Consider the following 21,768-nt stretch of genomic DNA (forward strand, 5'->3'; position numbering starts at 1 on the left):
TAATGAACTTGCTTTTTCAAAAGCGATGCAAATATATTGCTATTTTTTTATCTGGCAAAAATTATTGAAGTCCATTAAGAAATTCCTGTCAATTTCTTTATTTCATTTAGTTTATTCAGGGCTTCTATTGGCGTGAGATTATTCACATTCAGTCCGGCTATCTCGTCTCTAATCTGCTTTAGCACAGGATCATCCAACTGAAAAAAGCTCAATTGCATCCCCTCGCGATTTTCGCCAATCTCCTCCAAAGGCTTACTTAAACTTTCCTTTTCTTTTCCGCCTTCCAGTTTCGATAAGATCTGTTCGGCGCGCTTTATCACCGATTTTGGCATTCCCGCCATTCCGGCTACATGAATACCAAAACTGTGGTTACTTCCGCCGCGCACCAGTTTGCGTAAAAAGATAACTTTGTTGCCCACCTCTTTTATGGAAACGTTAAAGTTCTTTACCCTCGGGAAAGCTCCTTCCATTTCATTTAGTTCATGGTAGTGCGTAGCAAACAAGGTTTTCGCTTTAGCGTAAGCATGTTCGTGCAAATGCTCAACAATCGACCAGGCAATAGAAATACCATCGTAGGTTGATGTTCCGCGCCCCAGTTCGTCAAAAAGAATCAGGCTGCGGTCGGAAACATTATTCAAAATACTGGCCGCTTCGTTCATCTCCACCATAAAAGTTGATTCGCCAAGCGAAATATTATCCGAGGCTCCAACACGGGTGAAAATTTTATCCACAAAGCCGATTTTAGCCACTTCTGCCGGAACAAATGATCCCATTTGTGCCATTAGCACAATTAATGCTGTTTGACGCAACAGTGCCGATTTACCGGCCATATTCGGTCCGGTTATGATGATGATCTGCTGATCTTCCTGATCCAGCTTCACATCGTTTGCTATATACGACTCGCCAATTGGCAATTGATGCTCGATAACCGGATGCCGCCCTTCCCTGATTTCAATTGAAGTAGCATCATTGATCTCCGGACGGAAATACTTATAAGTAGTGGCGCAAGTGGCATACGATAACAAACAGTCGATTTGAGCCAGAATATGCGAGTTTAACTGAATAGCAGAAATGTATTCTGATAATGCAAAAATCAGCTCACTAAAAAGCTTACTCTCCAGCACCTGTATCTTTTCTTCTGCACCAAGAATTTTTTGCTCGTATTCTTTCAGTTCCTCTGTAATATAACGCTCGGCACTTACCAGCGTTTGTTTGCGAATCCAGTCTGCCGGTACTTTATCTTTGTGTGTATTCCGTACTTCGATGTAATAACCAAAAACATTATTAAAACTGATCTTCAGCGATGGAATGCCATGTTTTTCGCTTTCACGTTTTTGAATTTGTGCCAGGTAATCTTTTCCTGAATAGGCAATCTTTCGCAGGTCATCGAGCTCTTCTGAAACGCCTTCAGCAATAACTTTTCCTTTGTTAACAGCCGTTGGCGGATCGGCAACAATCTGTTTTTCAATCCGCTCCCTGATCAGGTCGCAGGGATTCAGCTGTTCTGCAAAACGCTTCAGTGCTGGGTTCTCCACATCGGCACAAGCAGCTTTTATCGGTACAATTGCCGACAATGCGTTTTTCACCTGAGCCACTTCGCGCGGGTTGATCCTCCCTACGGCAACTTTCGATATCAGTCGTTCTAAATCGCCCATCTGACGAAGATGTTCTTCCAGGTTTTCTTTGGTCTCCGGATCTTTCAAAAAAAGCTCCACCACTTCCAGCCGTTCGTTTATCGGATCGATATCTTTTAAGGGCAGTGCCATCCAGCGTTTCAGCAAACGCGATCCCATTGGCGAAATGGTTTTATCAATCACATCAATGAGTGCTTTCCCGCTTTCCTGAATGGGTGCAAACAGTTCCAGATTTCGAATGGTAAACCGATCGAGCCACACATAGTGCTCCTCTTCAATCCGGCTTAAGCCTGAAATATGGCTTAGCTTTTGGTGTTGTGTAATATCAAGATAATGCAAAATGGCACCGGCAGCAATAATGGCCAGCGACATATTGTGCACACCAAAACCCTTTAACGAGCTGGTTTCGAAATGCCGTGTCAGACGGTCGTTTGCGGCATCGTCGGTGTACACCCAGTCTTCCAGGTTAAAGGTGTAATAGTTCGTCCCAAAAAGATCGTTGAATTCCTTCCCTCTTCCACGTTGAAACAATACTTCTTTAGGCTGAAAGGAATTCAATAATTTATCAATGTATTCAAAACTACCTTCGGCTGCCATAAACTCACCGGTTGATATATCCAGGAAAGCGATACTGGCTCTCTTTTTATCAAAATGAACCGAAGCAAGGAAGTTGTTTTCGCGGTTCTCAAGAATATTATCGTTGATTGAAACTCCAGGAGTCACCAGCTCGGTAATCCCACGTTTTACAATCTTCTTCGTCATTTTGGGGTCTTCCAGCTGCTCGCAAATAGCCACCCGCTGCCCGGCCCGTACCAATTTTGGCAAATAAGTATCCAGCGCATGATGCGGAAACCCTGCCAACTCTACATAACTGGCTGCTCCGTTTGCCCGGCGCGTTAGTGTTATCCCCAGAATTTCCGCCGCTTTTATGGCATCTTCTCCAAATGTTTCATAAAAATCGCCCACACGAAAAAGCAAAACTGCATCAGGATGTTTATCCTTGATGTCATAATATTGCTTCATCAGCGGAGTTTCTACATATTTCTTTTCCTTTTTTGCCATAGTGGAGCAAAGATAACTGTTTCAATACATGGAGAAAATTCAGGACATATTTGTTCATCTAAACTTTTCAACATAACCGGTGCCGCAGCAAGTCAAATGTAAAAAGTAAAAAGGCAAAAGTATCTATGTCAAGGCAATTTAAACTTTATAGTTAAGACTTAGTGCTTGTAGATTTTGAAGATGGTTCAAAAAACGAACATCAACCTACAATTATTTAGGAGCTGCTTTTAAAAACTTCAAAACCAACAGAGAATGCGCTAATGCCCGCATAAAAAATGTGGCTGCAAATACGAAAAACACCGGGTGAAATTTCTGTGGCAAAAAAGGTGCTGAAACAAAAAATACGATCATCCACGCAGCAAAAACGAGGTGATAATAACGCAAAACGGGGCGCCACTTTTTTCGTAACCAAACGATTGCAAACAATAGGTTTATCGGCACCAGCCATACCAGGTTGTAATTTGGGCTCATTGCCGGATGCTCGGAATAAATGGTAAACCAGGTGATTAATAAACCACCAAATCCGTTTATTCCGTACAGCAACACATCCATAGCAGGCTTCATCTTTTCTCTTTTAAACTGCCTGTAAGTAACAAAAGCTACTATCACAATCAACAACGAAAAAAATACCAGCGGCCCCCAAATCCATGTTAAACCGGTGTTTTGTTCAGGAGCCCGATAAAGCACCCGAGCTTTCTGCGCAATGTTCTGCCCGTTATCATTTCGCCTGGCCGCTGCAAAATGTGTCATCACATAATCGGGCAAAAACATTTCTTCTTCCAAAGTTGCCTCCCGGTCGGAATCGGTAGCCACCAAAAAGTCAATGCCAAAATTCAGCCATCTAATTTTATGGTGGTAATCTTTTATTAGTGTTCGCAGCGTTTTATGGCTGGCACTGTCCGTGTAGCTTATTCCGCCATCAACATTATCAGCAATCACATCGCGTACCCGCGTGGCACAGTTATCAAAGAAAAAATTATAGCGGTAAACCCTGTTTTCGGGTTCGGCATTCCAAAGCAAAAAGTTGACGATTGTTTGTTTTTCTTGCGCAGTCAAATTTAATTTCTGCTCAAAAACGCTGCGTTTGGCTTGCCGGTAATCATTCAGAAATGTATCAAAACGATAGGCGCCAAGTAGGTAATCCGTTTTCCCGGCACAAAAACGATATAAAAAATTGGGGCTGCTGAAATCGAAAATTCCGTAATTAAAAACCACGTCGTAATTCACCCTCGGATCTTCTACCCGAATAGCCGAATGACCGTAAACCGAATACATCTCGTCTCCCGGGCTACAGGTAATAATGCTAACCGTTGCCTTTTCAGACAATTGAAAAGCCAGCCCATTAAATGCCAGGGCTACAAATACCACAATTAAAAGCCGCTTTATAAGATTCATGAATGCTTTTTCTGACTTATTTTAAATTTCAATAAAGGAACAAAAAAGCAAATTTATGACATAGAAAAAAACGTCATATTTTAATTTAGACTTGTTCCAGATTAGAAAATCCAATTCTTTTTCCAATCTTTGCATTGAATTATTTATTAAAGGTGGACGTGATGCTCAGTGCTATAAATGCACAAAAAAGCCACACGTCAGACAGAAAGCAGAGGGGATAATATGAGTTGTAATGGATGTTCGTTTAACAATAATTCAACAAGTACAATAGCACAAGGATACGACTGGTTAAGTGACTTGCCAGACACCACCGATAAATCAGATATTGTTGAAGTTAAGTTTAAATCTACCCGAAAGGAATACTATAAAAATGTTGAAAATCTTCATTTAAAACGTGGAGATCGAATTGTTGTTGCCACCTCGCCGGGGCACGATGTAGGCGAGGTAACGTTAACCGGTTACCTGGCCGAAAAACAATTTAAGCTGCGGATTAAAAACCCGTCGCGTTACAATCTGAACGTGGTTTACCGCAAAGCTTCAGATAACGATATTCAAACATTGAATGAGGCACGAAGCCGCGAAAAAGCGACAATGATAAGGGCACGCGAGGCAGCAAAAGAGCTGGGCCTGGAAATGAAAATTGGCGATGTTGAATTTAGGGGCGACAACAAAAAAGCTATTTTCTACTACCTGGCAGAAGGTCGTGTAGATTTTAGGGAACTGATTAGAGTTTATGCCCGCGAGTTCCGCATTAAAGTGGAGATGAAACAAATTGGTGCCCGCCAGGAAGCCGGGTTGATTGGAGGAATTGGCTCTTGCGGTCGCGAGTTATGTTGCTCGAGCTGGCGAACCGATTTTTCAAGTATCTCGTCGGATGCAGCACTAAAACAGGGTTTATCGCCATCGGCACAAAAAATGGCCGGCGCCTGCGGAAAACTAAAATGTTGCCTACTTTACGAGTTGGATGCCTACATTGAAGCCGGAAACGAATTCCCCCGCGAATTGCTCGATCTGGAACTGGAGTCGGGAATTGCCAAGCCATTCAAGACCGATTTCCTGAAAAAAGAAATCTGGTATGGATTAGCAGGAAGCATGGGAACCACATTCAACTTATCGCTGAAACAGGTGCGCGATATTATTCAGAAAAATAAACGGGGAATTAAACCCGAACTCCATACGTTTAGTGCGCAGCCGAAAGAGCAAAACAAAATGGAAGTTACCCTTGACGAACGTCTGGATCGTTTCGATAAAAAGAAACCTTCGCGAAACAAGAAAAGACGCAACAAAAAGGGAGGCCGCAATTTCGAGAATAAGAATCCGCAAAACAAACAAAACGCTTCGGATAACAGCGATACGAGTAAAAGGCCAAACAAACGGAGAAATAACAATCCCAACAGAAAAAGGAAACAGGGATTTAAAGGCAAAAAAGGGGCGCAAACGTCGAATAATGCAAATTAATGGGAGTCCCAAATAGTTAGGGCTGCATTAAAACGTACCAAGCCATGGGCATTACGAAAGTCCACTCATTTTTAATAGGCATAATGAGATTATAACAGCAGGTCGGTGCTGTCATTTCGAAGGAGGAACGACTGAGAAATCTGTTTTATTTGTGAGAGGTTTAGCTCCGCTGATTTTCAATTCTCCTCATTCTTCGTCGAAATAACAATAAAGTTTGAGCCTGTTTTTGATTAAAGATGAGTGTTATTAAAATCTGGCATTTGCAAAATAGTGAAGTAATCTCCAGCTTTTTCCAGACACGATTATAAGCTATTTCTTACGGATAACAGTCATACCATCGCGTAGCGGAAGGATAACTTTTTCTACGCGATCGTCGTTTTTAACCAGCTTATTAAATTCCTGAATACCAATGGTCTGTCTATCATCGTGCCGGGGCTTGCCCAGCACTTTACCGCTCCACAGTGTGTTGTCGGCAATCAGATAAGCTCCCGATTGCATTTTGTCGATAAGCAGCTGGTAATAGTCCACATACTCACGCTTATCGGCATCAATAAAAACCAGATCGAACGACTGATCGAGCGAGGGGATCAGATCTGTTGCAGCGCCAATTTTTTGCTCAATTAAATGCGACACTCCGGCTTTTCCAAAATATTTCCGGGCCAGCGTCTCCAGTTCATCATCCATTTCAATGGTAATTAGCTTGCCATCATCAGGCAATCCTTTAGCCAGGCAAATGGCCGAATAACCGGTAAAAGTTCCCAGTTCAAGAACTGTTTTGGGTCGAATCATTTTTGCCAGCATCGTTAATACCTGCCCCTGCAAATGTCCCGAAATCATACGGGCACCCAGCACCTTCAAATTGGTTTCGCGATCCAGTTCGGTTAAAACCGGATCTTCCTCATCAATGTGATCCAAAATATATTGATGTAATGCCTTTTGCCTGTCCATTACCGTTTATTTATAAATCAAGGTACTCATCTGGTTTTTGTCCAGTACCATATTTGCCACTTCCTGAATATCCTCGGCAGTTATGGCTTCAATTTTTTTGAAGATCACCTGCAAAGAATCAACCTTATCAAAAAGCATATAACTTTTCCCAATGGTCAACATCAAATCTTCGCGGCTTTCGTTTGATATGGCAATCTGGCCAACGAGCTGCTTTTTTGCCCTGCTTAACTGAACAGCGCCCATTTTTTTATCACGCAGCAAATCAAACTCTTTATGCACCAGCGCCACAGCCTTATTCAGGTTCTCTTTATCGGTGCCAAAATACACGTTAAACAAACCGGTATCGGAATAAGCGGTGTACGACGACTCAACGTTGTAGGCCATTCCGCGCCGTTCGCGCATGGCCAGATTTAACCGCGAGTTGAGTGCATTTCCGCCAAGTACATTATTAAGCAGAACCATGGCAATACGCTTTGGATTTTTAAAATCAAAAGCTACATTCCCATCACACAGTGCGACTGAAAAGTATCTTTAATGATGGTTTTTGATTGTGGCCGGTAATCCAGGAATCGCTCTCGGCCCAACTGCCGCAAGCGTTGCTCCACGCCGCCAAAATACTTCTCCAGCATTTTCACCAAAGCAGTAAAACTGATATTTCCCACCGAGCTAATCACCATCTGATCGGTATGGTAGTTATTGGCAATAAAATTGAAAATCTTATCGCGGTTAAAAGAACGCAGCTTTTCTTTTGTACCTAAGATATTCCGCGCAATGGGATGGCCGTCAAACACCTGCTCTTCAAATTCATCAAAGATCAACTCCGATGGCGTATCGTTATACGAATTTATTTCTTCAACAACTACCTCTTTTTCGCGATTGAGTTCCCTTTCAGGGTAAGTGCTGTTAAAAAGGATGTCGTTTAAAAGTTCTGCCGTACGCTCGTAATGCTCGCTTAAAAAAGTAGCAAACAGCACGGTTTCTTCTTTTGTGGTGTAGGCATTTAACTCACCACCAACACCCTCGATACGACTTAACACATGAAAAGATTTACGCTTTTTTGTGCCCTTAAAAACCGAGTGTTCGATAAAGTGCGCCAGGCCGTGTTCATCTTCCTTTTCGTCGCGCGATCCGGTGTTTATTAATATTCCCAGATGCCCCACCGGGGAATCGGTTTTCTGATGAATTATGCGAATGCCGTTATTTAATGTATGTATCAGATAATCAGTATCAACCATTGTCTTTTAAACTAATCGTGCAAAAGTATAAAAAGTATTGGATTGCCAGCTTAAACCGTTTAGAAAACAAATGAGAGTATTGTATTGTGAAATTGAAATTCTCTTAGACTACAAGGGATTACCAAAAAATCTAATAAATATAAAATTACCAATATTGAATAATCAATATCCAAATCAACTCCAATATGATGCGTTTTTCATCATTTTACATTGGTTATTCAATATTGAACATTCACTATTTTCTTGCTTTTTAAGAATTTACAACCACTGCCCCACCAGAAAAAAGACGAAACTCATAAAGCCATACTTAATTTCTTAAACTGAATAATTTAATTTTTTTCAATTTTTTTTGCGTTGAACTTTGTGATTTTAAAAAAATGTATACTTTTGCAACACCAAAATAAAGGGGGTGCTACTTAAAGCCCAACTTTACAACGGTGCCATAGCTCAGTTGGTAGAGCAACGGACTGAAAATCCGTGTGTCCCTGGTTCAATTCCAGGTGGCACCACAAAAGGGAGAAACTTGTTTTCTCCCTTTTGATTTTTATATCTGCCTGAAACTTAATACCTTTTTTAAAAGCACGGATTACAAATCCGCGCCAGCGGGGGATTTTATTCGGCCAATAGTTATTCACGACAGTTATAATTAGCCAAAAACAAAAGGCTGCCCTCCGGAACAGCCTTTCGTAATTTTACCTTTTCCAAAGTTTAAAACTTTGGAAAAGTTGATTAAGCCGTGGAATTACTCCACCACCTCGTCCTCGGGTTCTTCGCCCGGCCTCGATACATAAACCACGCCCCACTGGCGCGCCAGTTTACGGCGGTTGGCCGGTGTTTCTTTACGGTAGTAAAACTCTACCTCATCGTAAATATCACGTATCAGCTCGTCGATTTCGGGCAGCATATCCAGCACATCTTTGTTCTCGGCATCAAAAGCCTGCTTTTCGGCCGACTGTGCATTGCTTAGCTCAACGTACTTGTTCAGCTCGGCTTCTACCTCTGCTGCCGACGGATTGCTCATTGGCACTTTTTCCTGTATGCTTTCGGTTTCTGTACCGGGAACAACCGGAATTACAGGCGCTTCGGGTGCGCTTTGCTGTGTTCGTTTTTCCTCGCCGGCTACCAGGTTACGTGCCCAGGTTACCAGGTCTTGCTCGGTACTCAGTTTAGGCAAGTCGCTCTGGCTGGCATTTAATCCGTAGTACAGGCGGTCGGCCGGAGAAAACACGCCGCGCTCAACAGCCATATTAAAAACACGAATAAAATGCGACACGATGCGCAACAGTACCTGCTGCTGCGCATTCTCAGCCCCGGAGGCCTCGGCTTGTTTGGCAAACTGTTCCTGCCGCTCGGCAATTTCCTGCCGCATAGAAGCATAAAGGCTTGCCAGTTTTGTTTGCGTTTCGGTACTTATCGCCCATTGTTCAGCGGGCGTACTGCTTGCTTTTTCGTTGGTTTTTTCCAACACATTGGTTCTGCCAATTATGGTATTTGGCAATTCTCTGTAAGGCATACGCTTAAAGATTTAGTCCCGGGGGTTATTCCAATTGGAAAGTATCCGGGTTGATTAATAAAATATGAAAAATAGATTCCGGAGGAATTTCGTGTTAACAGCCAACATATAACAGTAAAAAACAGCGTAAAAACCAATACCATAGAGGGTTTTAGCAAGTGCGAAGAGGGCCGTTTTTGTGTAAAAATGCTACCCGCCGCAGTTAAAGGGGCGCATTTTTGTATAAAAACAGAGGCCTCCGCAATTAAAAGGGGCCATTTTTTTATAAAAGTGATGCCCTCCGCACTTGGAGAGAACCATTTTTGTTTACAATTGCGGCCCTCCAATTGCGGCGGCACACATTTTCGCACAGCAACGCGGTAATTTGTATTCACCAATGGCAGGCAAAAACACATTGATTGGGCATATGTATAATTGGCAAAATGCACTTGTGTTGTTTTTGGTGAGAAAAAGTTACGAAAAAAATTGTTATGGCTCAACAGGCTGGAGCAATTGCCTGCCTGTTATAAAACCTCACCCTTTGGCTGTTGCCATCTGCCTACCGACAGGTAACGTTTCCCCTCAAAAGGAGAAACAGCTGCAAAGCTCATTCACAGGCTTTAATGTAATGCGCTTATTTTTTTATGCTTGCTCTCTTTTGCACTGGGGGCTCTCAACAAAGTGCGGGGTAAAGCTTATAATTCAACTCTCCAGTTCTATCACTTCTTCGCCGGCTCACGAAGAAGAGCTCTCATATTTTCAGCAGCAAACTATTAGGCTAATACAAAAGCTCTTTTTCTAAAAGTATTTACTGATAATTTTTAAAAGGTCGGCTTTTCGGATGGGCTTACTCACATAATCGTTAAAATCATTTCCATTTACTGCCTCGCCTTGTGTTTCGGGAGCAAAGGCCGAAACGGCGAAAATCTTCACCGTCTTATCCAATTCCCTAATGTTTTTTACGGCTTCGTAGCCGTCCATCTCCGGCATTTTTAAATCCATTAATATCAGATCTAAATCAGTATTTTCTTTAAACAACTTAATGGCTGCCACACCGGTTGAAGCAATAATTAGCTCGTCGGCTATTTCTTGTAACATATACGAAAACAACTTCTGATTAACGACGTCGTCTTCTGCCAATAAAATTTTTAATTTTCTTGTGTCCGATTCACTACTCGGGTTATTTGTTTCCATAGGGTTATCAACTTTTGGACTTTCGGTATAAACCTCAGCAAAGGTATTGCTGTGCCGGGCAATTAATTTGTCCTTATTTGTATTCTTTTTTGTATAACTCATTAAATATATGACATTCATTTCGATTCAGAAAATAACATGCTTGTTCATTTTGTTTATTTTTGACAACACATTAAAAATTAGAAGCATGAAAATTGTTGTTTTGGATGGCTACACGCTAAATCCCGGTGACTTAAGCTGGGGCGAAATAAAAGCACTGGGAGAATTAACCGTTTATAACCGGACAACTCCGGAACAAACCATTGAACGAGCGGCCAATGCCGAAATTGTTTACACCAATAAAGTCATCCTTAACCGCGAAATCATTAATCAGCTGCCCCAATTAAAATTTATTGGTGTGCTGGCAACAGGTTTTAATGTTGTTGATGCCACTGCTGCCCGCGAAGCAGGAATTACTGTTTGTAATATTCCGGCCTACAGTACCCAGTCGGTAGCACAATTGGTATTTGCCCATATTCTACATTTTACAAACAATGTGGGTTTGCACGCCAATTCGGTGAGCAATGGTGAATGGGCCACAAGCAAAGATTTTGCCTACTGGTTGTCGCCACAAACCGAACTGGCAGGAAAAACAATGGGGATTATTGGCTTTGGGCAAATTGGACAAGCCGTTGCCCGCATAGCACTGGCTTTTGGCATGAAAGTTATTTTTAATAACCGAAGCAAAAAAACAACCTCGCTTGATGCCCGCCAGGTAGAGCTCGACACCTTGCTGAAGACCAGTGATTTTATTAGCATCAACTGCCCGCTAACCAGCGAAAACCAGGGTTTCATCAACAAAACAGCAATTGGCAGGATGAAACCAACGGCTTTTCTGATAAACACTGGCCGCGGACCACTGATTAACGAACAGGATTTGGCTGACGCACTAAACAGCCACCAAATTGCCGGTGCCGGGCTTGATGTATTATCGGCTGAGCCTGCCCTGCCCGACAATCCCTTACCAAGGGCAAAAAACTGCAACATCACACCACACATTGCCTGGGCAACACTTGAAGCCCGCCGGCGTTTAATGAAAATTGCTGCTGATAATCTAAAGGCATTTATTGATGGAAGTCCGATAAATGTGGTTGGTACCTGGTAATATTGGAAGAGGTTTTAAAGGAATTAAACACCAAGTCACAAAGACTCAAAGAGAAGCTCTTATTCAACCCTTAATCTTTGTGACTTGGTGTTTTCGTGTTAAAAGTTCTCGTATTTATGGAAGCGAAAGAATCTTTTTCATGCTTTATCGTTAATCCCAAGTTTATTAATCGTTAAGAATACATAAAGGTCGGTGAAGCCACGCAACCTTTTGAATCCCTCGTGCGTTTTATCAGCACACGAAAGGGTTAATTGTGTTGCTAAAAATACTACATATTGTATTACTGGCATCGGTAAAGTATATTGTTACACTTCCCTATGCCATGATAATCGGCCTCGATTACGAGTACGCTTTACTGGCTGTGCTTACCGGGGGAATCGGCGGGTTTTTGTTTTTTTACTACATCAGCAAACCGTTAAACCGCGGATTAATACTTATGTGGCCGTGCCTGTGCAAGGCCATTCCTAATTCGCTAAAAGGGCGTTACCACAATTGGTGTATCAACAGAACTAAGAAAAAGAAGAAACGAATTTTTACCTGGAAAAATCGTTTTATCAGCCGAATGAGATCGAACTACGGATTTTGGGGAGTTATAATTGCCACTCCTGTTCTTTTAACCATACCCATCGGAGCTTTTTTGGCCAATAAATATTACGCCCAACGACGACACATTGTTTTGTATATGATTTTATCGATAATTGGTTGGGCGGGCGTATTGTCAGGATTAGTGCATCTTTTCCCCAAGGTATTTCTTTAAACGCTCACGATTTTCTGATTTTTGAATCAATACCCTGTCGGCTTCTGCAAAATCAAGTTTATCCAGCTCATCTTCATCAACCCACTTTATGGCTTTATGATCATTGAGTTTTAAATGCCCCGAAACAAGCGAACACACAAACGGAATAAGGCGAATGACTTTAATTTCATAATTGTGTTCAACCGGAATAAGCGCCTCTGCAATCTCAACAGTAAGGTTTAACTCTTCTTCAATCTCACGAACAATACAATCTCGTTCTGTTTCTCCCGATTTTATTTTTCCTCCGGGAAATTCCCACTGAAAAGGATGATCGGAGTTTTCCTTATTTTGAGCAACAAGAATTTTCCCTTGATCGATTATTATGGCACAGGTAACTTGAATCATTCTGTAAAAATAAAAAGTAATGAATATTTTTTATCTTTTCCGTGCAATTGAAATCAACCACCGATGACAGAACAAGAACTTTTTGAGCAGCTCGACGCATGGGAAAACATTGAAATTGTTGCCGCAGCAATGCTTAACGATCCGGTACAATTCAAAACATTAATACAACTTGCACTAAACGACACCCGCCCAAAAAGCTGGCGTGCTGCCTATCTGGTCGATAAAATTCATGACGAAAAGCCGGAACTGTTGCAACCTTATCTCCCGGCACTAATCGGGCAACTACAAACAGAAATGAATGCAAGCAAACGCCGCCACTGGCTAAAGCTTATTAGTATGAATAAAATAAGCGAAGAACACATTGGTTTTCTGTTTGATTATTGTATTGAAACATTTACATCGGGCAAAGAAGCTGTTGCGGTGCGGGTACATGCCATGCAAATTCTGTATAACATATCGGAAATGGAACCCGTCCTCAAACCGGAAGTTCTGCAAATCATCGAACAGGAAATGGAATATCATCCAACGGCCGGCATCCGGTCGCGGGGCAAAAAACTGGCCACTAAATTATTCAGGCAAATTCAACAAAATGGTGATTAAGCACTGGCTTTGTTCTGGAACCTGGCAATCAGTTCTTGCAATTTTGCATCCAGCTCTGTATTCAACTCATCCTGGTTGTAGTTTCTCGTAAGAATCACCAAATTCCTGAGGTGCGAAATCTGTCGGTTTTGCTCATTTTGTACCGCTGCAGCAAGGTTAGCCGGTAACGACGCAAAATAATCAAGCATAGCAAAGCAGTTATCAGCCATAATCCGCACCTTTTCATTTCCCTTCTCAATGGCCCCGGCACCGTAATACTGCCCTGCCATTTGGAACGAACTGTAATCCAGCGGAATAATCTCGTTTGGGAAAAGTTCGAACATTTTGTCGGCCACCTCAATGGCTTTTTCTTTTTCTCCTGCAGCCAGTAACGATTGCGACAAACGAGTAAACATATAGCGTGCCTGCATAATATTTATCTGTTTGCGGTTATACTCGTCCATATGAATATCCGGATCGTTTACATTTCCCCAAACAAATTTATTCATCACATTATCATAAAGAATATCGGTATCGATACGTCCGGCAGTAACACCTTGTTTTGGCGTTCTGATTGGCACAAAACGATAAGCAAGCCCTTCAAACTGTAACCAGTCGAGGAAGTGAATATTTCCGGTGAATACCAAACTGTGATCGATATAAATCGGGCGCTCCCAATTGTTGGCTGCAATCATATTCAGCACTGCCATTTCGCTTTTGGTGATCATGTTTTTGGTGATCTTAAAACTTACTCTGTCGGCGATCTGATCCGCATCTTTGGGTTTTACCGTTCCCGTATCCAACGCTTTCTGCTTATCAACTGTAATATGGAAATCGCGCGACGGCAGGTAATCAAGCATTGCTCCGCTGGTAACTTTAACTTTGGTGCGCACATCGTCGCTGCCTAAAAACTCCATGGCTTCGCTCAGCTCCACCGATCCTTTTATCCGATCCTGGAAAAGTACCGCATCCATACGGCCCATGTAATATTTATCTTTTGTGAACGAAAATGGCACCGGATCGGCCTCGTAAGTTTTAAACTGCTGCTGATTAATGTACCAGTCCATTCCCAGATAACTGATGTTTACAATTTTTATATCCCGACGCACGCCTTCCACTTCCTGCACATACCACAGCGGGAAAGTATCGTTATCGCCATAGGTAAATAAAATGGCATTTGGCGCACACGATTCAAGGTAATCGATGGCATAATCGCGTGTCATGTATTTTCCCGATCGGTCGTGATCGTCCCAGTTTTGCGAGGCGAGGACCCCCGGCACAGCAACCACCGAAATTACGGTTGCCAGCACTGCTCCCGGCGCTCCTTTTACCACTTTCTTTAATCCGGCATAAACGGCCAGTACTCCCAATCCAATCCAAATGGCAAAAGCATAAAACGAGCCGGCATAGGCATAATCACGCTCGCGTGGCTGGTACGGATACTGATTCAGATAAACCACAATGGCAATACCGGTAAGTATAAACAGCATCATGGTAACCGCAAATGTTTCTTTCCCATTTTTGCCCTGGTTATATTGAAAAAATACGCCCAAAAGTCCCAATAATAATGGCAGGAAGTAATACACATTTCTGCTTGGATCGTTTTTCATAAACTCGGGCATACTATCGCGCGGCCCTACTTTGGCTTCATCAATAAATGAAATTCCGCTTACCCAGTTTCCGTTTTCAAAACTACCGTGGCCTTGCAAATCATTCTGACGACCCACAAAATTCCACATAAAATAGCGCATATACATGTGCCCTACCTGGTAGCTAAAGAAGAAACGCAGATTTTCGCCAAAAGTGGGTTTTTGCAGGGTTTTCACTTCGCCACGATCACGCACCCTAACCGGGGTACCTTTTACTTTTCCCCAATCTTTATAGGCTTGTACATGATTTGATTTATCGCTGTACATCCTGGGGAAGAATGTTTCCATTTTGGGCTCATAAACTGAACCTCCCGGCATTGATCCGGTAATTTTATATTCTCCGTCTACTTTATTGTATTGATCTTTTGGATTTTCACTGCCGATTCGCGGGGCATTATAGTACGGGCCTTTTGCCAATGGCCGGTCGCCATATTGTTCACGGTTCAGGTAACGAAGCAGTGCAAATGCATTGTCGGGGTTATTTTGGTTCATCGGAGGATTGGCTGAAGCACGAATAACAATCAGTGCAAACGACGAATATCCGATCAAAATCACAACGACCATCGTAAGCGCAGTGTTCCACATTACTTTGTTTCTTTTTCGGGTGTAATTGATACCCCATACCGCACCGGCAGCCATAAGCGCAATCATAAATAGTATTCCCGAGTTAAACGGGAGCCCGAATGCATTCACAAAAATACGGTCGAAGATAAAGGCAATGCGTGGCACTCCCGGAATAATTCCATACTGAATACCCAGCAAAATACCCATAGATGCCGCCAATGCATAAAACACGCCTTTCCACGAGAATTCATATTTTTTGAAATAATATACCAGTCCGATGGCCGGAATGGCAAGCAAGTTCAGCAAGTGAACTCCAATTGACAAACCCATCAAATAAGCGATAAGTACCAACCAACGGTTTGCATATTTTTCGTGCGCCACATTTTCCCACTTTAAAATAGCCCAAAATACCATTGCTGTAAATAACGCCGACAGTGCGTAAACCTCGCCTTCTACCGCCGAAAACCAAAACGAATCGGTAAAAGTAAAAGCCAAGGCTCCAACCAAACCACTACCCCACACTGCAATTTGTTCGCCGGTGTTCAGTTGCTGTGCCGGGAAAAGCTTTTTTGCAAGATGTACAATCGTCCAATACAAAAACATGACGGTTGCTGCACTGGCAATGGCCGACAACGAATTAACCATAACAGCTGCTTTGGTTGGATCGGGAGCAAAAAGTGTAAATATTCGTCCCAAAATCATAAAAGTAGGCGCACCCGGCGGGTGACCAACTTCCAATTTAAAAGCACTGGTAATAAACTCGCCACAATCCCACCAACTTACTGTGGGTTCAAGCGTAGCAAAATAGGTTATACAAGCGACGATAAAAACAAGCCAACCAAGAATATTATTGATTATTTTCGTGTGTTGCATGATCTGCATTTTATTTTTGAACAAAGGCAAATATAAGCTTTTATACAAGAATGCTGCGAACATAATAATGAAACGAGCATGAAAAATAAACTTTTAGATAGAAGTATGATTGCAATATTTGAGAGTTCCTACGAATACAAATGAGGTGAATAATTTTAATGAGATGAAAATAGATGCTGATAAATTTTTGAGTGAACGAAAATTTATCAGCACAGATATTGCAGAATAAATTTTTTTTATACTTTTGCAGCGTCTTTAACAAAAAGGCACAATAAGGACTGACCCATGGTGTAATTGGCAACACGTCTGGTTTTGGTCCAGAAGAGTCCAGGTTCGAGCCCTGGTGGGTCAACCAAAACGATTATTAAAAATCACTAAGAAGCTTGAAATCAATGATTTCAGGCTTTTTTTGTATCCAACAAATACTTAAATTCACTAAAATTCGCCAAATAAAGGAGTCCAAATCGAGACCATTTATTTATGGTCACCAAAACACACGTAAAAAAACTATAAGACAACTTCTTACAAGGCTTCACATTTGCACTTCTTTGCATGTTTTTGCACCTTATTTGGTGCCCTATTTGCAGTATTTTTGTATATAACATTAATTTTCAATGCATTATGACAGATTTAAACGTATTATTTTACTTAAAGAAGACAAAAACGAACAAAGCGGGTGAAGCACCAATTTATTTAAGAATTACAGTGAACGGACAACGAGCGGAGATGTCAACCGGAAGAAGTACCATAACAAAGAGTTGGGATAGAGGTAGTCACCGACTGAAAGGTAAAAGTGAAAAAAGCAGAATACTTAATAACTTTCTTGACGAGCTGGAGAACAAACTAAACCGGGTTTACAATATAGCCTTGCAAGAAGAAAAGCAAATTAGTGCCGAAGATTTAAAAGATGTGCTCAGTGGGAAGGATAAAAACAAAAAGATGTTGATTCCGATATTTGACGAATAACCATTGCGATTATGAAAATTCCAATAAGGATACCTTTTGTCAGACCTTTCAGTTTTTCCGTTTTCATGTTTTCTAAATTTAAATAATAGAATATTCTTATGCATAAAGGTATTGGCTTTAATGATGAGTGGCATTACACAATTTCGGATAAGAGTTACATCATTCATACATTTGGCAGAAACAGGCGGATAATTGCTACTATTCTATTTTAAACTGTTGAAGGTGAAAAATAACCAGGAAAGTCTATTATGTTTGATTAATGCGATAGAACAACCCGAATAAAGCAGATGCATTAAAATAAACGCATGAATTAAACAGATTTAGAAATTCCACCCTTTTATTCACATAAAAATACGTTTAAATACTTCTTAACATTTCCGGTACAAGAAATAGGAACAAAAAAGCAAATTGTTTTAAATGTGCAAATTCCTTATATACGAAACATTTACATTTATAAAAAATACGTATATTGAAAAAATCAAAAAAACTTTATGTCACTAATCGGGAATGAGACAAAGTTTTAAAAACGTCATATTAATCTTACTCATTATTAAGAGCTCTCTGGAATTGTCTGTTCGGGGTAATAAATTCCGTCATTTAAATACTCACAAATGAATCAATCAAAGGCAGACATTAAAGCACTCGAAAAAGAACTTGCAGCGAAAAAACGTGAGTTGAAAATTGAGAAAGCTTTTGAGAAAGTAAGAGCACATGCTATGTCGATGCGTCTTTCATCTGATTTGCAGAAGATTGTCAACATAGTTGCTCAGGAATTGAATAATATGAACCTGGATATTACCGGAGTATTTATGGTTATCAACAATGACGAAATTGATAAACAATTCACATTTTGGGGATCTACGGGGGTGGCCGAGATTTATATGAAAAAAGCGGCTATTCCTTTTCTGGACCGGCCTATCTACAGAGTATTGGCTGAGGCTACAACCAAAGGAGAACATTTTTTTACGGAGGAATATACACGGGAGGAAAAAAATGAATTTTTTGAGCATTTATTTAAATTTCCACCTTACAGTTCATCTACTCCTGAGTGGAAGGAGCAGGTTTTTTCCCGTGAGGGAGGCTATACAAGGTCCGTTTCTGTTTCTCACTATACTTCCATATTTGTAGTTAATCATTTTGGAAGAAGATTATCTGATGCCGATAACAAGATTTTGAGGCGCTTTGGAAAAGTTTTTGAACAGAGCTACACCCGATTTCTCGACATCCAAAAAGCCGAAGCCCTGGCGCGTGAAGCGATTAAACAAGCATCTGCGGACAGGGTACGCGGTGAAATTGCCAGTATGCGTACCTCTGAAGACCTCAACCGGATTACACCGATTATCTGGCGGGAACTGGAAACACTGGAGGTTCCTTTTATTCGCTGCGGTGTTTTTATTATTGATAATGAGAACGAAAAAATTCAGGCTTATTTAACCACGCCAGATGGGAAGTCGCTGGCAGCATTAAATCTGGCTTTTGATACTAATTATCTTACCAATAATGCAATAAAGTACTGGAAAGAGAACCAGATTTACAAAGAGCGCTGGAATAGGGAAAAATTTATCAACTGGACAAAATCCATGATTAAAATCGGACAGATTCAAAATGTGGAAACTTACCAGGGTTCATCAGTCCCACCGGAGTCTCTTCACCTGCACTTTGTTCCTTTCGCCCAGGGCATACTTTATGTTGGGAATGTTTCTACCCTTACCGATGAAAAACTGGAACTGGTAAAAACATTGGCTGAAGCATTTTCCATGGCTTATGCCCGGTACGAAGACTTTAAAAATGTTGAAGAAGCCAAAAACAAGATTGAAATAACTTTAAATGAATTGAAAATAGCACAGGCACAACTTAAGGAGCTTGACGAGTTGAAGTCCAGGTTTTTTGCAAATATCTCTCACGAATTCAGGACTCCGCTCACCCTCATCATGGGCGAAGTTGAAAATGTACTCGCATCGAATATTCATTCAGCCGACAAAAAAAAGCTTGAAATTGCAAACATAAATGCGAATAAACTATTGGTTTTAATAAATCAGTTGCTTGAACTTTCGAAAATTGATGCCGGTAACCTGGAGCTGAAAAGTGAAAATGGGAATCTCGTTTCATTCTTAAAAAACATTTTCTTTTCATTTGAGTCTTTTTCCTCATCAAAAAATGTATTGCTTCATTTTTATTCGGAGACTGAAAATATAAGCCTTGCATTTGATCATGAAAAGATGGAAACCATTTTTTATAACCTGCTGTCGAATGCATTCAAGTTTACCGAGGGACCGGGTGAAATATCACTTGCAATAAAAGTAATTGAGTCGGCAAAAATCGAAATCATTTTAAAGGATACAGGGATTGGCATTCCCCCTGAACAAATTCCACACATTTTCAACCGGTTTTTCCAGGCCGACAGTTCAACTATCCGAAAACATGAAGGTACAGGCATCGGTCTGGCGCTTGTAAAAGAACTGGTGGAATTGCATAAGGGAAAGATATCCGTTTCGAGCCTGGAAAATGAAGGAACCGAATTCAGGATTCTTCTTCCGTTATCGTTTGAACAAACGATGAGTGCTTCGGGCAAAAACATAACAGTTAAAACGGCTGAAAAACAAACTTCTTTTAAGCCCGAAGCTCAACCTGCCATTCAATCTGAACGCGGAGACAAAACAGAATCTGAAAATCACAAAAAAATTATTCTTGTTGTAGAAGATAATCCGGAAGTGCGGGAATACATTAAAGAACAGCTGGTAAATAGCTATCGCATTAAAGAAGCAGAAAATGGAGAGGAAGGACTTTTAGCAGCAGAAGATCAACTGCCTGATTTAATTATAACTGACGTAATGATGCCACGGATGGACGGATACGAGTTTTGCCTGAAATTACGACGCAACGAAAAAACCAGCCATATTCCGATTGTAATGCTTACTGCAAAAGCAGGCTTCGATGATAAAATCAACGGTTTGGAAACAGGGATTGACGCTTTCGTTACAAAACCGTTCAGCGCAAAAGAGTTAAAAATCCGAATAAAAAATCTGATTGCTCAAAGAGAACAGTTAAGAAAACGGTTCAGTAAATCAACTATTATCAGGCCAACTGAGGTATCTGCCATTTCTGCCGACCAGCGATTTTTAAAGAAGACCCTTAAACTAATTGAATCAAATTTTCACGACGAAAACTTTTCGGTTGAGTTGCTGGCCGATAAAATAAACATGAGTGTTTCGCAGCTAAACAGAAAATTAAATGCGTTAATCGATCAACCCGCCGGACAGCTAATCCGGTCGTTACGATTGCAACGGGCTGCCGATTTGTTAAAACAAAATTCTGCCAGTGTTTCTGAAATCTGTTATAATCTTGGATTTAGCGACCTGTCCTATTTTTCGCGGGCTTTTAAAAAACAATTTGGCCGCACACCCACTGAATACCGGGAAAAATAACCACCGGTTCAACAACCTGTTTTTTTCTTCAAACCACCTTTATCTGCACAATGGTTGAAAAGTACCACTGATTGCGCGAAAAGTAAAAATGAATCGCAACAGCCTTGCTTAAATTCGCATTACATCGTTTTCAATCAATAAATAAAGTAATGAAAAAGGCAGGTATTATAGGCGGTTCAGATTTAATTGGAAGTTACATTTCATTAAAATTCCTTGCCGAAGATTATAAAGTTAAGGTGCAAATCTCAAACAAAAGGCAAATAAAAAAAGATCCTTTATATAAAAATATTAGCATAAACCAAAATATCGAGTTTCATGAAACTGATTTAAACAATGCTGAGCAAGTTCAACGTTTTATTAAAGATTGTGAACTGGTTATTCATTGCGGAGATCCCATTTGTTTGAATATCAAATCTTCTGAAACAATGGTTTATGCAACGGTTATAAAACAAACCGGAACCCTGTTTAAAGCAATTCAGAAAAGTAGTTCGATAAGAAAAGTTATTTTCATCACTTGTGCAACGGCGTTTAATCCTGAGTACATATCAACAGAAACCGAGCGATACGACCATATAGTAAAAACAAAAAATAATCCGGTTGACAAAGCGAAATACCATGCCTCAAAAGCCATTTATAAAGTACTTAACTGCCTTCCGGATAATTTATTTGAAGTTATTTTTATTTCACCTATTGAAGTCAGGAACCATCAGCTTTCAAGCAGCACCGACTCAACCGCAACCAGCCTTCAGTCTCTTTTTAGAAAAAAAATAACACCCGATCCCTTTTTTCAAAAACTTTTGGAAAGACAGGTCATTGACAGGTTTACTAACATTGAAGAACTTCCTGAAAAGGTATTCCAGGCGGCTGCAATTGACGAATTGACTGAGATGCTGAAAATAACCTAAACTGTATTCATATTTTTAATTAATTGAACAACTATTTAACGGTGAATCTTTCTGTGGTTAAAACAACTTGATTGTCAGGGGATTCAACATTTATATCGTATTCG

Annotated in this window: 17 protein-coding genes and 2 tRNA genes; 10 read left to right on the plus strand and 9 right to left on the minus strand. The window is 40.9% G+C overall.

What is annotated here, in order from left to right; all coding sequences use genetic code 11:
* Positions 1–74 precede the first annotated feature (74 nt).
* Both mutS and G0Q07_RS18790 read right to left on the minus strand, forming a co-directional pair.
* Positions 75–2,657 (minus strand): DNA mismatch repair protein MutS, encoded by a 2,583-nt coding sequence (mutS, locus tag G0Q07_RS18785; protein WP_246222937.1) that lies wholly within the window; start codon positions 2,655–2,657, stop codon positions 75–77.
* 249 nt (positions 2,658–2,906) lie between these two features.
* Entirely contained in the window at positions 2,907–4,091 is a 1,185-nt protein-coding gene (locus G0Q07_RS18790; protein WP_163348602.1) for an Lnb N-terminal periplasmic domain-containing protein, read from the minus strand.
* A 222-nt stretch (positions 4,092–4,313) separates the two neighbouring features.
* Here G0Q07_RS18790 and G0Q07_RS18795 point away from each other — a divergent pair, with 222 nt between their 5' ends.
* Complete coding sequence (locus tag G0Q07_RS18795) at positions 4,314–5,549, plus strand: PSP1 domain-containing protein (RefSeq protein ID WP_163348603.1); 1,236 nt, start codon at positions 4,314–4,316, stop codon at positions 5,547–5,549.
* A gap of 309 nt (positions 5,550–5,858) precedes the next feature.
* On the opposite strand, the gene G0Q07_RS18800 is transcribed toward G0Q07_RS18795, so the two are convergent.
* From G0Q07_RS18800 to G0Q07_RS21150, 3 genes are read right to left on the minus strand one after another with little or no spacing between them, the layout of a single operon-like run.
* A complete protein-coding gene (locus G0Q07_RS18800; RefSeq protein ID WP_163348604.1) occupies positions 5,859–6,497 on the minus strand; it encodes an O-methyltransferase in 639 nt (212 codons plus the stop codon).
* A 6-nt stretch (positions 6,498–6,503) separates the two neighbouring features.
* Positions 6,504–6,959 carry a M16 family metallopeptidase gene (locus G0Q07_RS21145; protein ID WP_262887978.1) on the minus strand — a complete coding sequence of 152 codons (456 nt, stop codon included), beginning with the start codon at positions 6,957–6,959 and terminating at the stop codon, positions 6,504–6,506.
* A 32-nt stretch (positions 6,960–6,991) separates the two neighbouring features.
* A complete protein-coding gene (locus tag G0Q07_RS21150; protein WP_262887979.1) occupies positions 6,992–7,732 on the minus strand; it encodes a M16 family metallopeptidase in 741 nt (246 codons plus the stop codon).
* Between the two features lie 436 nt (positions 7,733–8,168).
* On the opposite strand from G0Q07_RS21150, the gene G0Q07_RS18810 reads away from it, so the two are divergent.
* Positions 8,169–8,241, plus strand: a tRNA-Phe gene (locus tag G0Q07_RS18810).
* 233 nt (positions 8,242–8,474) lie between these two features.
* Here the strand turns inward: G0Q07_RS18810 and G0Q07_RS18815 are convergent.
* Positions 8,475–9,245: a hypothetical protein gene (locus tag G0Q07_RS18815; RefSeq protein ID WP_163348605.1), complete on the minus strand. Its 771-nt coding sequence runs from the start codon at positions 9,243–9,245 to the stop codon at positions 8,475–8,477.
* A 376-nt stretch (positions 9,246–9,621) separates the two neighbouring features.
* Here G0Q07_RS18815 and G0Q07_RS18820 point away from each other — a divergent pair, with 376 nt between their 5' ends.
* Complete coding sequence (locus tag G0Q07_RS18820) at positions 9,622–10,026, plus strand: hypothetical protein (RefSeq protein ID WP_163348606.1); 405 nt, start codon at positions 9,622–9,624, stop codon at positions 10,024–10,026.
* Here G0Q07_RS18820 and G0Q07_RS18825 read toward each other — a convergent pair.
* Complete coding sequence (locus tag G0Q07_RS18825; RefSeq protein WP_163348607.1) at positions 10,023–10,520, minus strand: response regulator; 498 nt, start codon at positions 10,518–10,520, stop codon at positions 10,023–10,025. The genes G0Q07_RS18820 and G0Q07_RS18825 overlap by 4 nt on opposite strands.
* Before the next feature lie 85 nt (positions 10,521–10,605).
* Here G0Q07_RS18825 and G0Q07_RS18830 point away from each other — a divergent pair, with 85 nt between their 5' ends.
* Complete coding sequence (locus tag G0Q07_RS18830) at positions 10,606–11,562, plus strand: D-2-hydroxyacid dehydrogenase (RefSeq protein WP_163348608.1); 957 nt, start codon at positions 10,606–10,608, stop codon at positions 11,560–11,562.
* A gap of 256 nt (positions 11,563–11,818) precedes the next feature.
* Positions 11,819–12,319, plus strand: coding sequence for a hypothetical protein (locus tag G0Q07_RS18835; RefSeq protein WP_163348609.1), 501 nt, complete (start codon positions 11,819–11,821; stop codon positions 12,317–12,319).
* On the opposite strand, the gene G0Q07_RS18840 is transcribed toward G0Q07_RS18835, so the two are convergent.
* The gene (locus tag G0Q07_RS18840; RefSeq protein WP_163348610.1) at positions 12,287–12,703 is read right to left on the minus strand and encodes a (deoxy)nucleoside triphosphate pyrophosphohydrolase; all 417 of its coding nucleotides are present in this window, start codon (positions 12,701–12,703) and stop codon (positions 12,287–12,289) included. The genes G0Q07_RS18835 and G0Q07_RS18840 overlap by 33 nt on opposite strands.
* A 63-nt stretch (positions 12,704–12,766) precedes the next feature.
* Here G0Q07_RS18840 and G0Q07_RS18845 point away from each other — a divergent pair, with 63 nt between their 5' ends.
* Positions 12,767–13,303 (plus strand): hypothetical protein, encoded by a 537-nt coding sequence (locus G0Q07_RS18845; RefSeq protein WP_163348611.1) that lies wholly within the window; start codon positions 12,767–12,769, stop codon positions 13,301–13,303.
* Here the strand turns inward: G0Q07_RS18845 and G0Q07_RS18850 are convergent.
* A complete protein-coding gene (locus G0Q07_RS18850; protein ID WP_246222938.1) occupies positions 13,300–16,368 on the minus strand; it encodes a glycosyltransferase family 117 protein in 3,069 nt (1,022 codons plus the stop codon). The two genes, G0Q07_RS18845 and G0Q07_RS18850, sit on opposite strands and share 4 nt — an antisense overlap.
* A 279-nt stretch (positions 16,369–16,647) precedes the next feature.
* Between G0Q07_RS18850 and G0Q07_RS18855 the strand changes: the two genes are divergently transcribed.
* The 4 genes from G0Q07_RS18855 to G0Q07_RS18870 all read left to right on the plus strand — a co-directional run bounded on the left by G0Q07_RS18855 (position 16,648) and on the right by G0Q07_RS18870 (position 21,664).
* A tRNA-Gln gene (locus tag G0Q07_RS18855) sits at positions 16,648–16,723 on the plus strand.
* Positions 16,724–16,989: 266 nt separating this feature from the next.
* A complete protein-coding gene (locus G0Q07_RS18860) occupies positions 16,990–17,334 on the plus strand; it encodes an Arm DNA-binding domain-containing protein (protein ID WP_163348613.1) in 345 nt (114 codons plus the stop codon).
* Between the two features lie 611 nt (positions 17,335–17,945).
* Positions 17,946–20,759, plus strand: a complete 2,814-nt coding sequence (locus G0Q07_RS18865) for an ATP-binding protein (protein WP_163348614.1) — start codon at positions 17,946–17,948, stop codon at positions 20,757–20,759.
* Between the two features lie 149 nt (positions 20,760–20,908).
* Entirely contained in the window at positions 20,909–21,664 is a 756-nt protein-coding gene (locus tag G0Q07_RS18870) for an NAD-dependent epimerase/dehydratase family protein (RefSeq protein WP_163348615.1), read from the plus strand.
* Positions 21,665–21,768: the final 104 nt, after the last annotated feature.

Source organism: Draconibacterium halophilum (assembly GCF_010448835.1).
Classification (GTDB): domain Bacteria; phylum Bacteroidota; class Bacteroidia; order Bacteroidales; family Prolixibacteraceae; genus Draconibacterium; species Draconibacterium halophilum.

What these genes read in the sequence shown, in the direction of transcription:
- mutS (WP_246222937.1), bottom strand. Translation starts at nt 2,657, where the DNA reads ATGAAGCAATATTATGACATCAAGGATAAACATCCTGATGCAGTTTTG.
- G0Q07_RS18790 (WP_163348602.1), bottom strand. Translation starts at nt 4,091, where the DNA reads ATGAATCTTATAAAGCGGCTTTTAATTGTGGTATTTGTAGCCCTGGCA.
- G0Q07_RS18795 (WP_163348603.1), top strand. Translation starts at nt 4,314, where the DNA reads ATGAGTTGTAATGGATGTTCGTTTAACAATAATTCAACAAGTACAATA.
- G0Q07_RS18800 (WP_163348604.1), bottom strand. Translation starts at nt 6,497, where the DNA reads ATGGACAGGCAAAAGGCATTACATCAATATATTTTGGATCACATTGAT.
- G0Q07_RS21145 (WP_262887978.1), bottom strand. Translation starts at nt 6,959, where the DNA reads ATGGTTCTGCTTAATAATGTACTTGGCGGAAATGCACTCAACTCGCGG.
- G0Q07_RS21150 (WP_262887979.1), bottom strand. Translation starts at nt 7,732, where the DNA reads ATGGTTGATACTGATTATCTGATACATACATTAAATAACGGCATTCGC.
- G0Q07_RS18815 (WP_163348605.1), bottom strand. Translation starts at nt 9,245, where the DNA reads ATGCCTTACAGAGAATTGCCAAATACCATAATTGGCAGAACCAATGTG.
- G0Q07_RS18820 (WP_163348606.1), top strand. Translation starts at nt 9,622, where the DNA reads ATGGCAGGCAAAAACACATTGATTGGGCATATGTATAATTGGCAAAAT.
- G0Q07_RS18825 (WP_163348607.1), bottom strand. Translation starts at nt 10,520, where the DNA reads ATGAGTTATACAAAAAAGAATACAAATAAGGACAAATTAATTGCCCGG.
- G0Q07_RS18830 (WP_163348608.1), top strand. Translation starts at nt 10,606, where the DNA reads ATGAAAATTGTTGTTTTGGATGGCTACACGCTAAATCCCGGTGACTTA.
- G0Q07_RS18840 (WP_163348610.1), bottom strand. Translation starts at nt 12,703, where the DNA reads ATGATTCAAGTTACCTGTGCCATAATAATCGATCAAGGGAAAATTCTT.
- G0Q07_RS18845 (WP_163348611.1), top strand. Translation starts at nt 12,767, where the DNA reads ATGACAGAACAAGAACTTTTTGAGCAGCTCGACGCATGGGAAAACATT.
- G0Q07_RS18850 (WP_246222938.1), bottom strand. Translation starts at nt 16,368, where the DNA reads ATGCAACACACGAAAATAATCAATAATATTCTTGGTTGGCTTGTTTTT.
- G0Q07_RS18860 (WP_163348613.1), top strand. Translation starts at nt 16,990, where the DNA reads ATGACAGATTTAAACGTATTATTTTACTTAAAGAAGACAAAAACGAAC.
- G0Q07_RS18865 (WP_163348614.1), top strand. Translation starts at nt 17,946, where the DNA reads ATGAATCAATCAAAGGCAGACATTAAAGCACTCGAAAAAGAACTTGCA.
- G0Q07_RS18870 (WP_163348615.1), top strand. Translation starts at nt 20,909, where the DNA reads ATGAAAAAGGCAGGTATTATAGGCGGTTCAGATTTAATTGGAAGTTAC.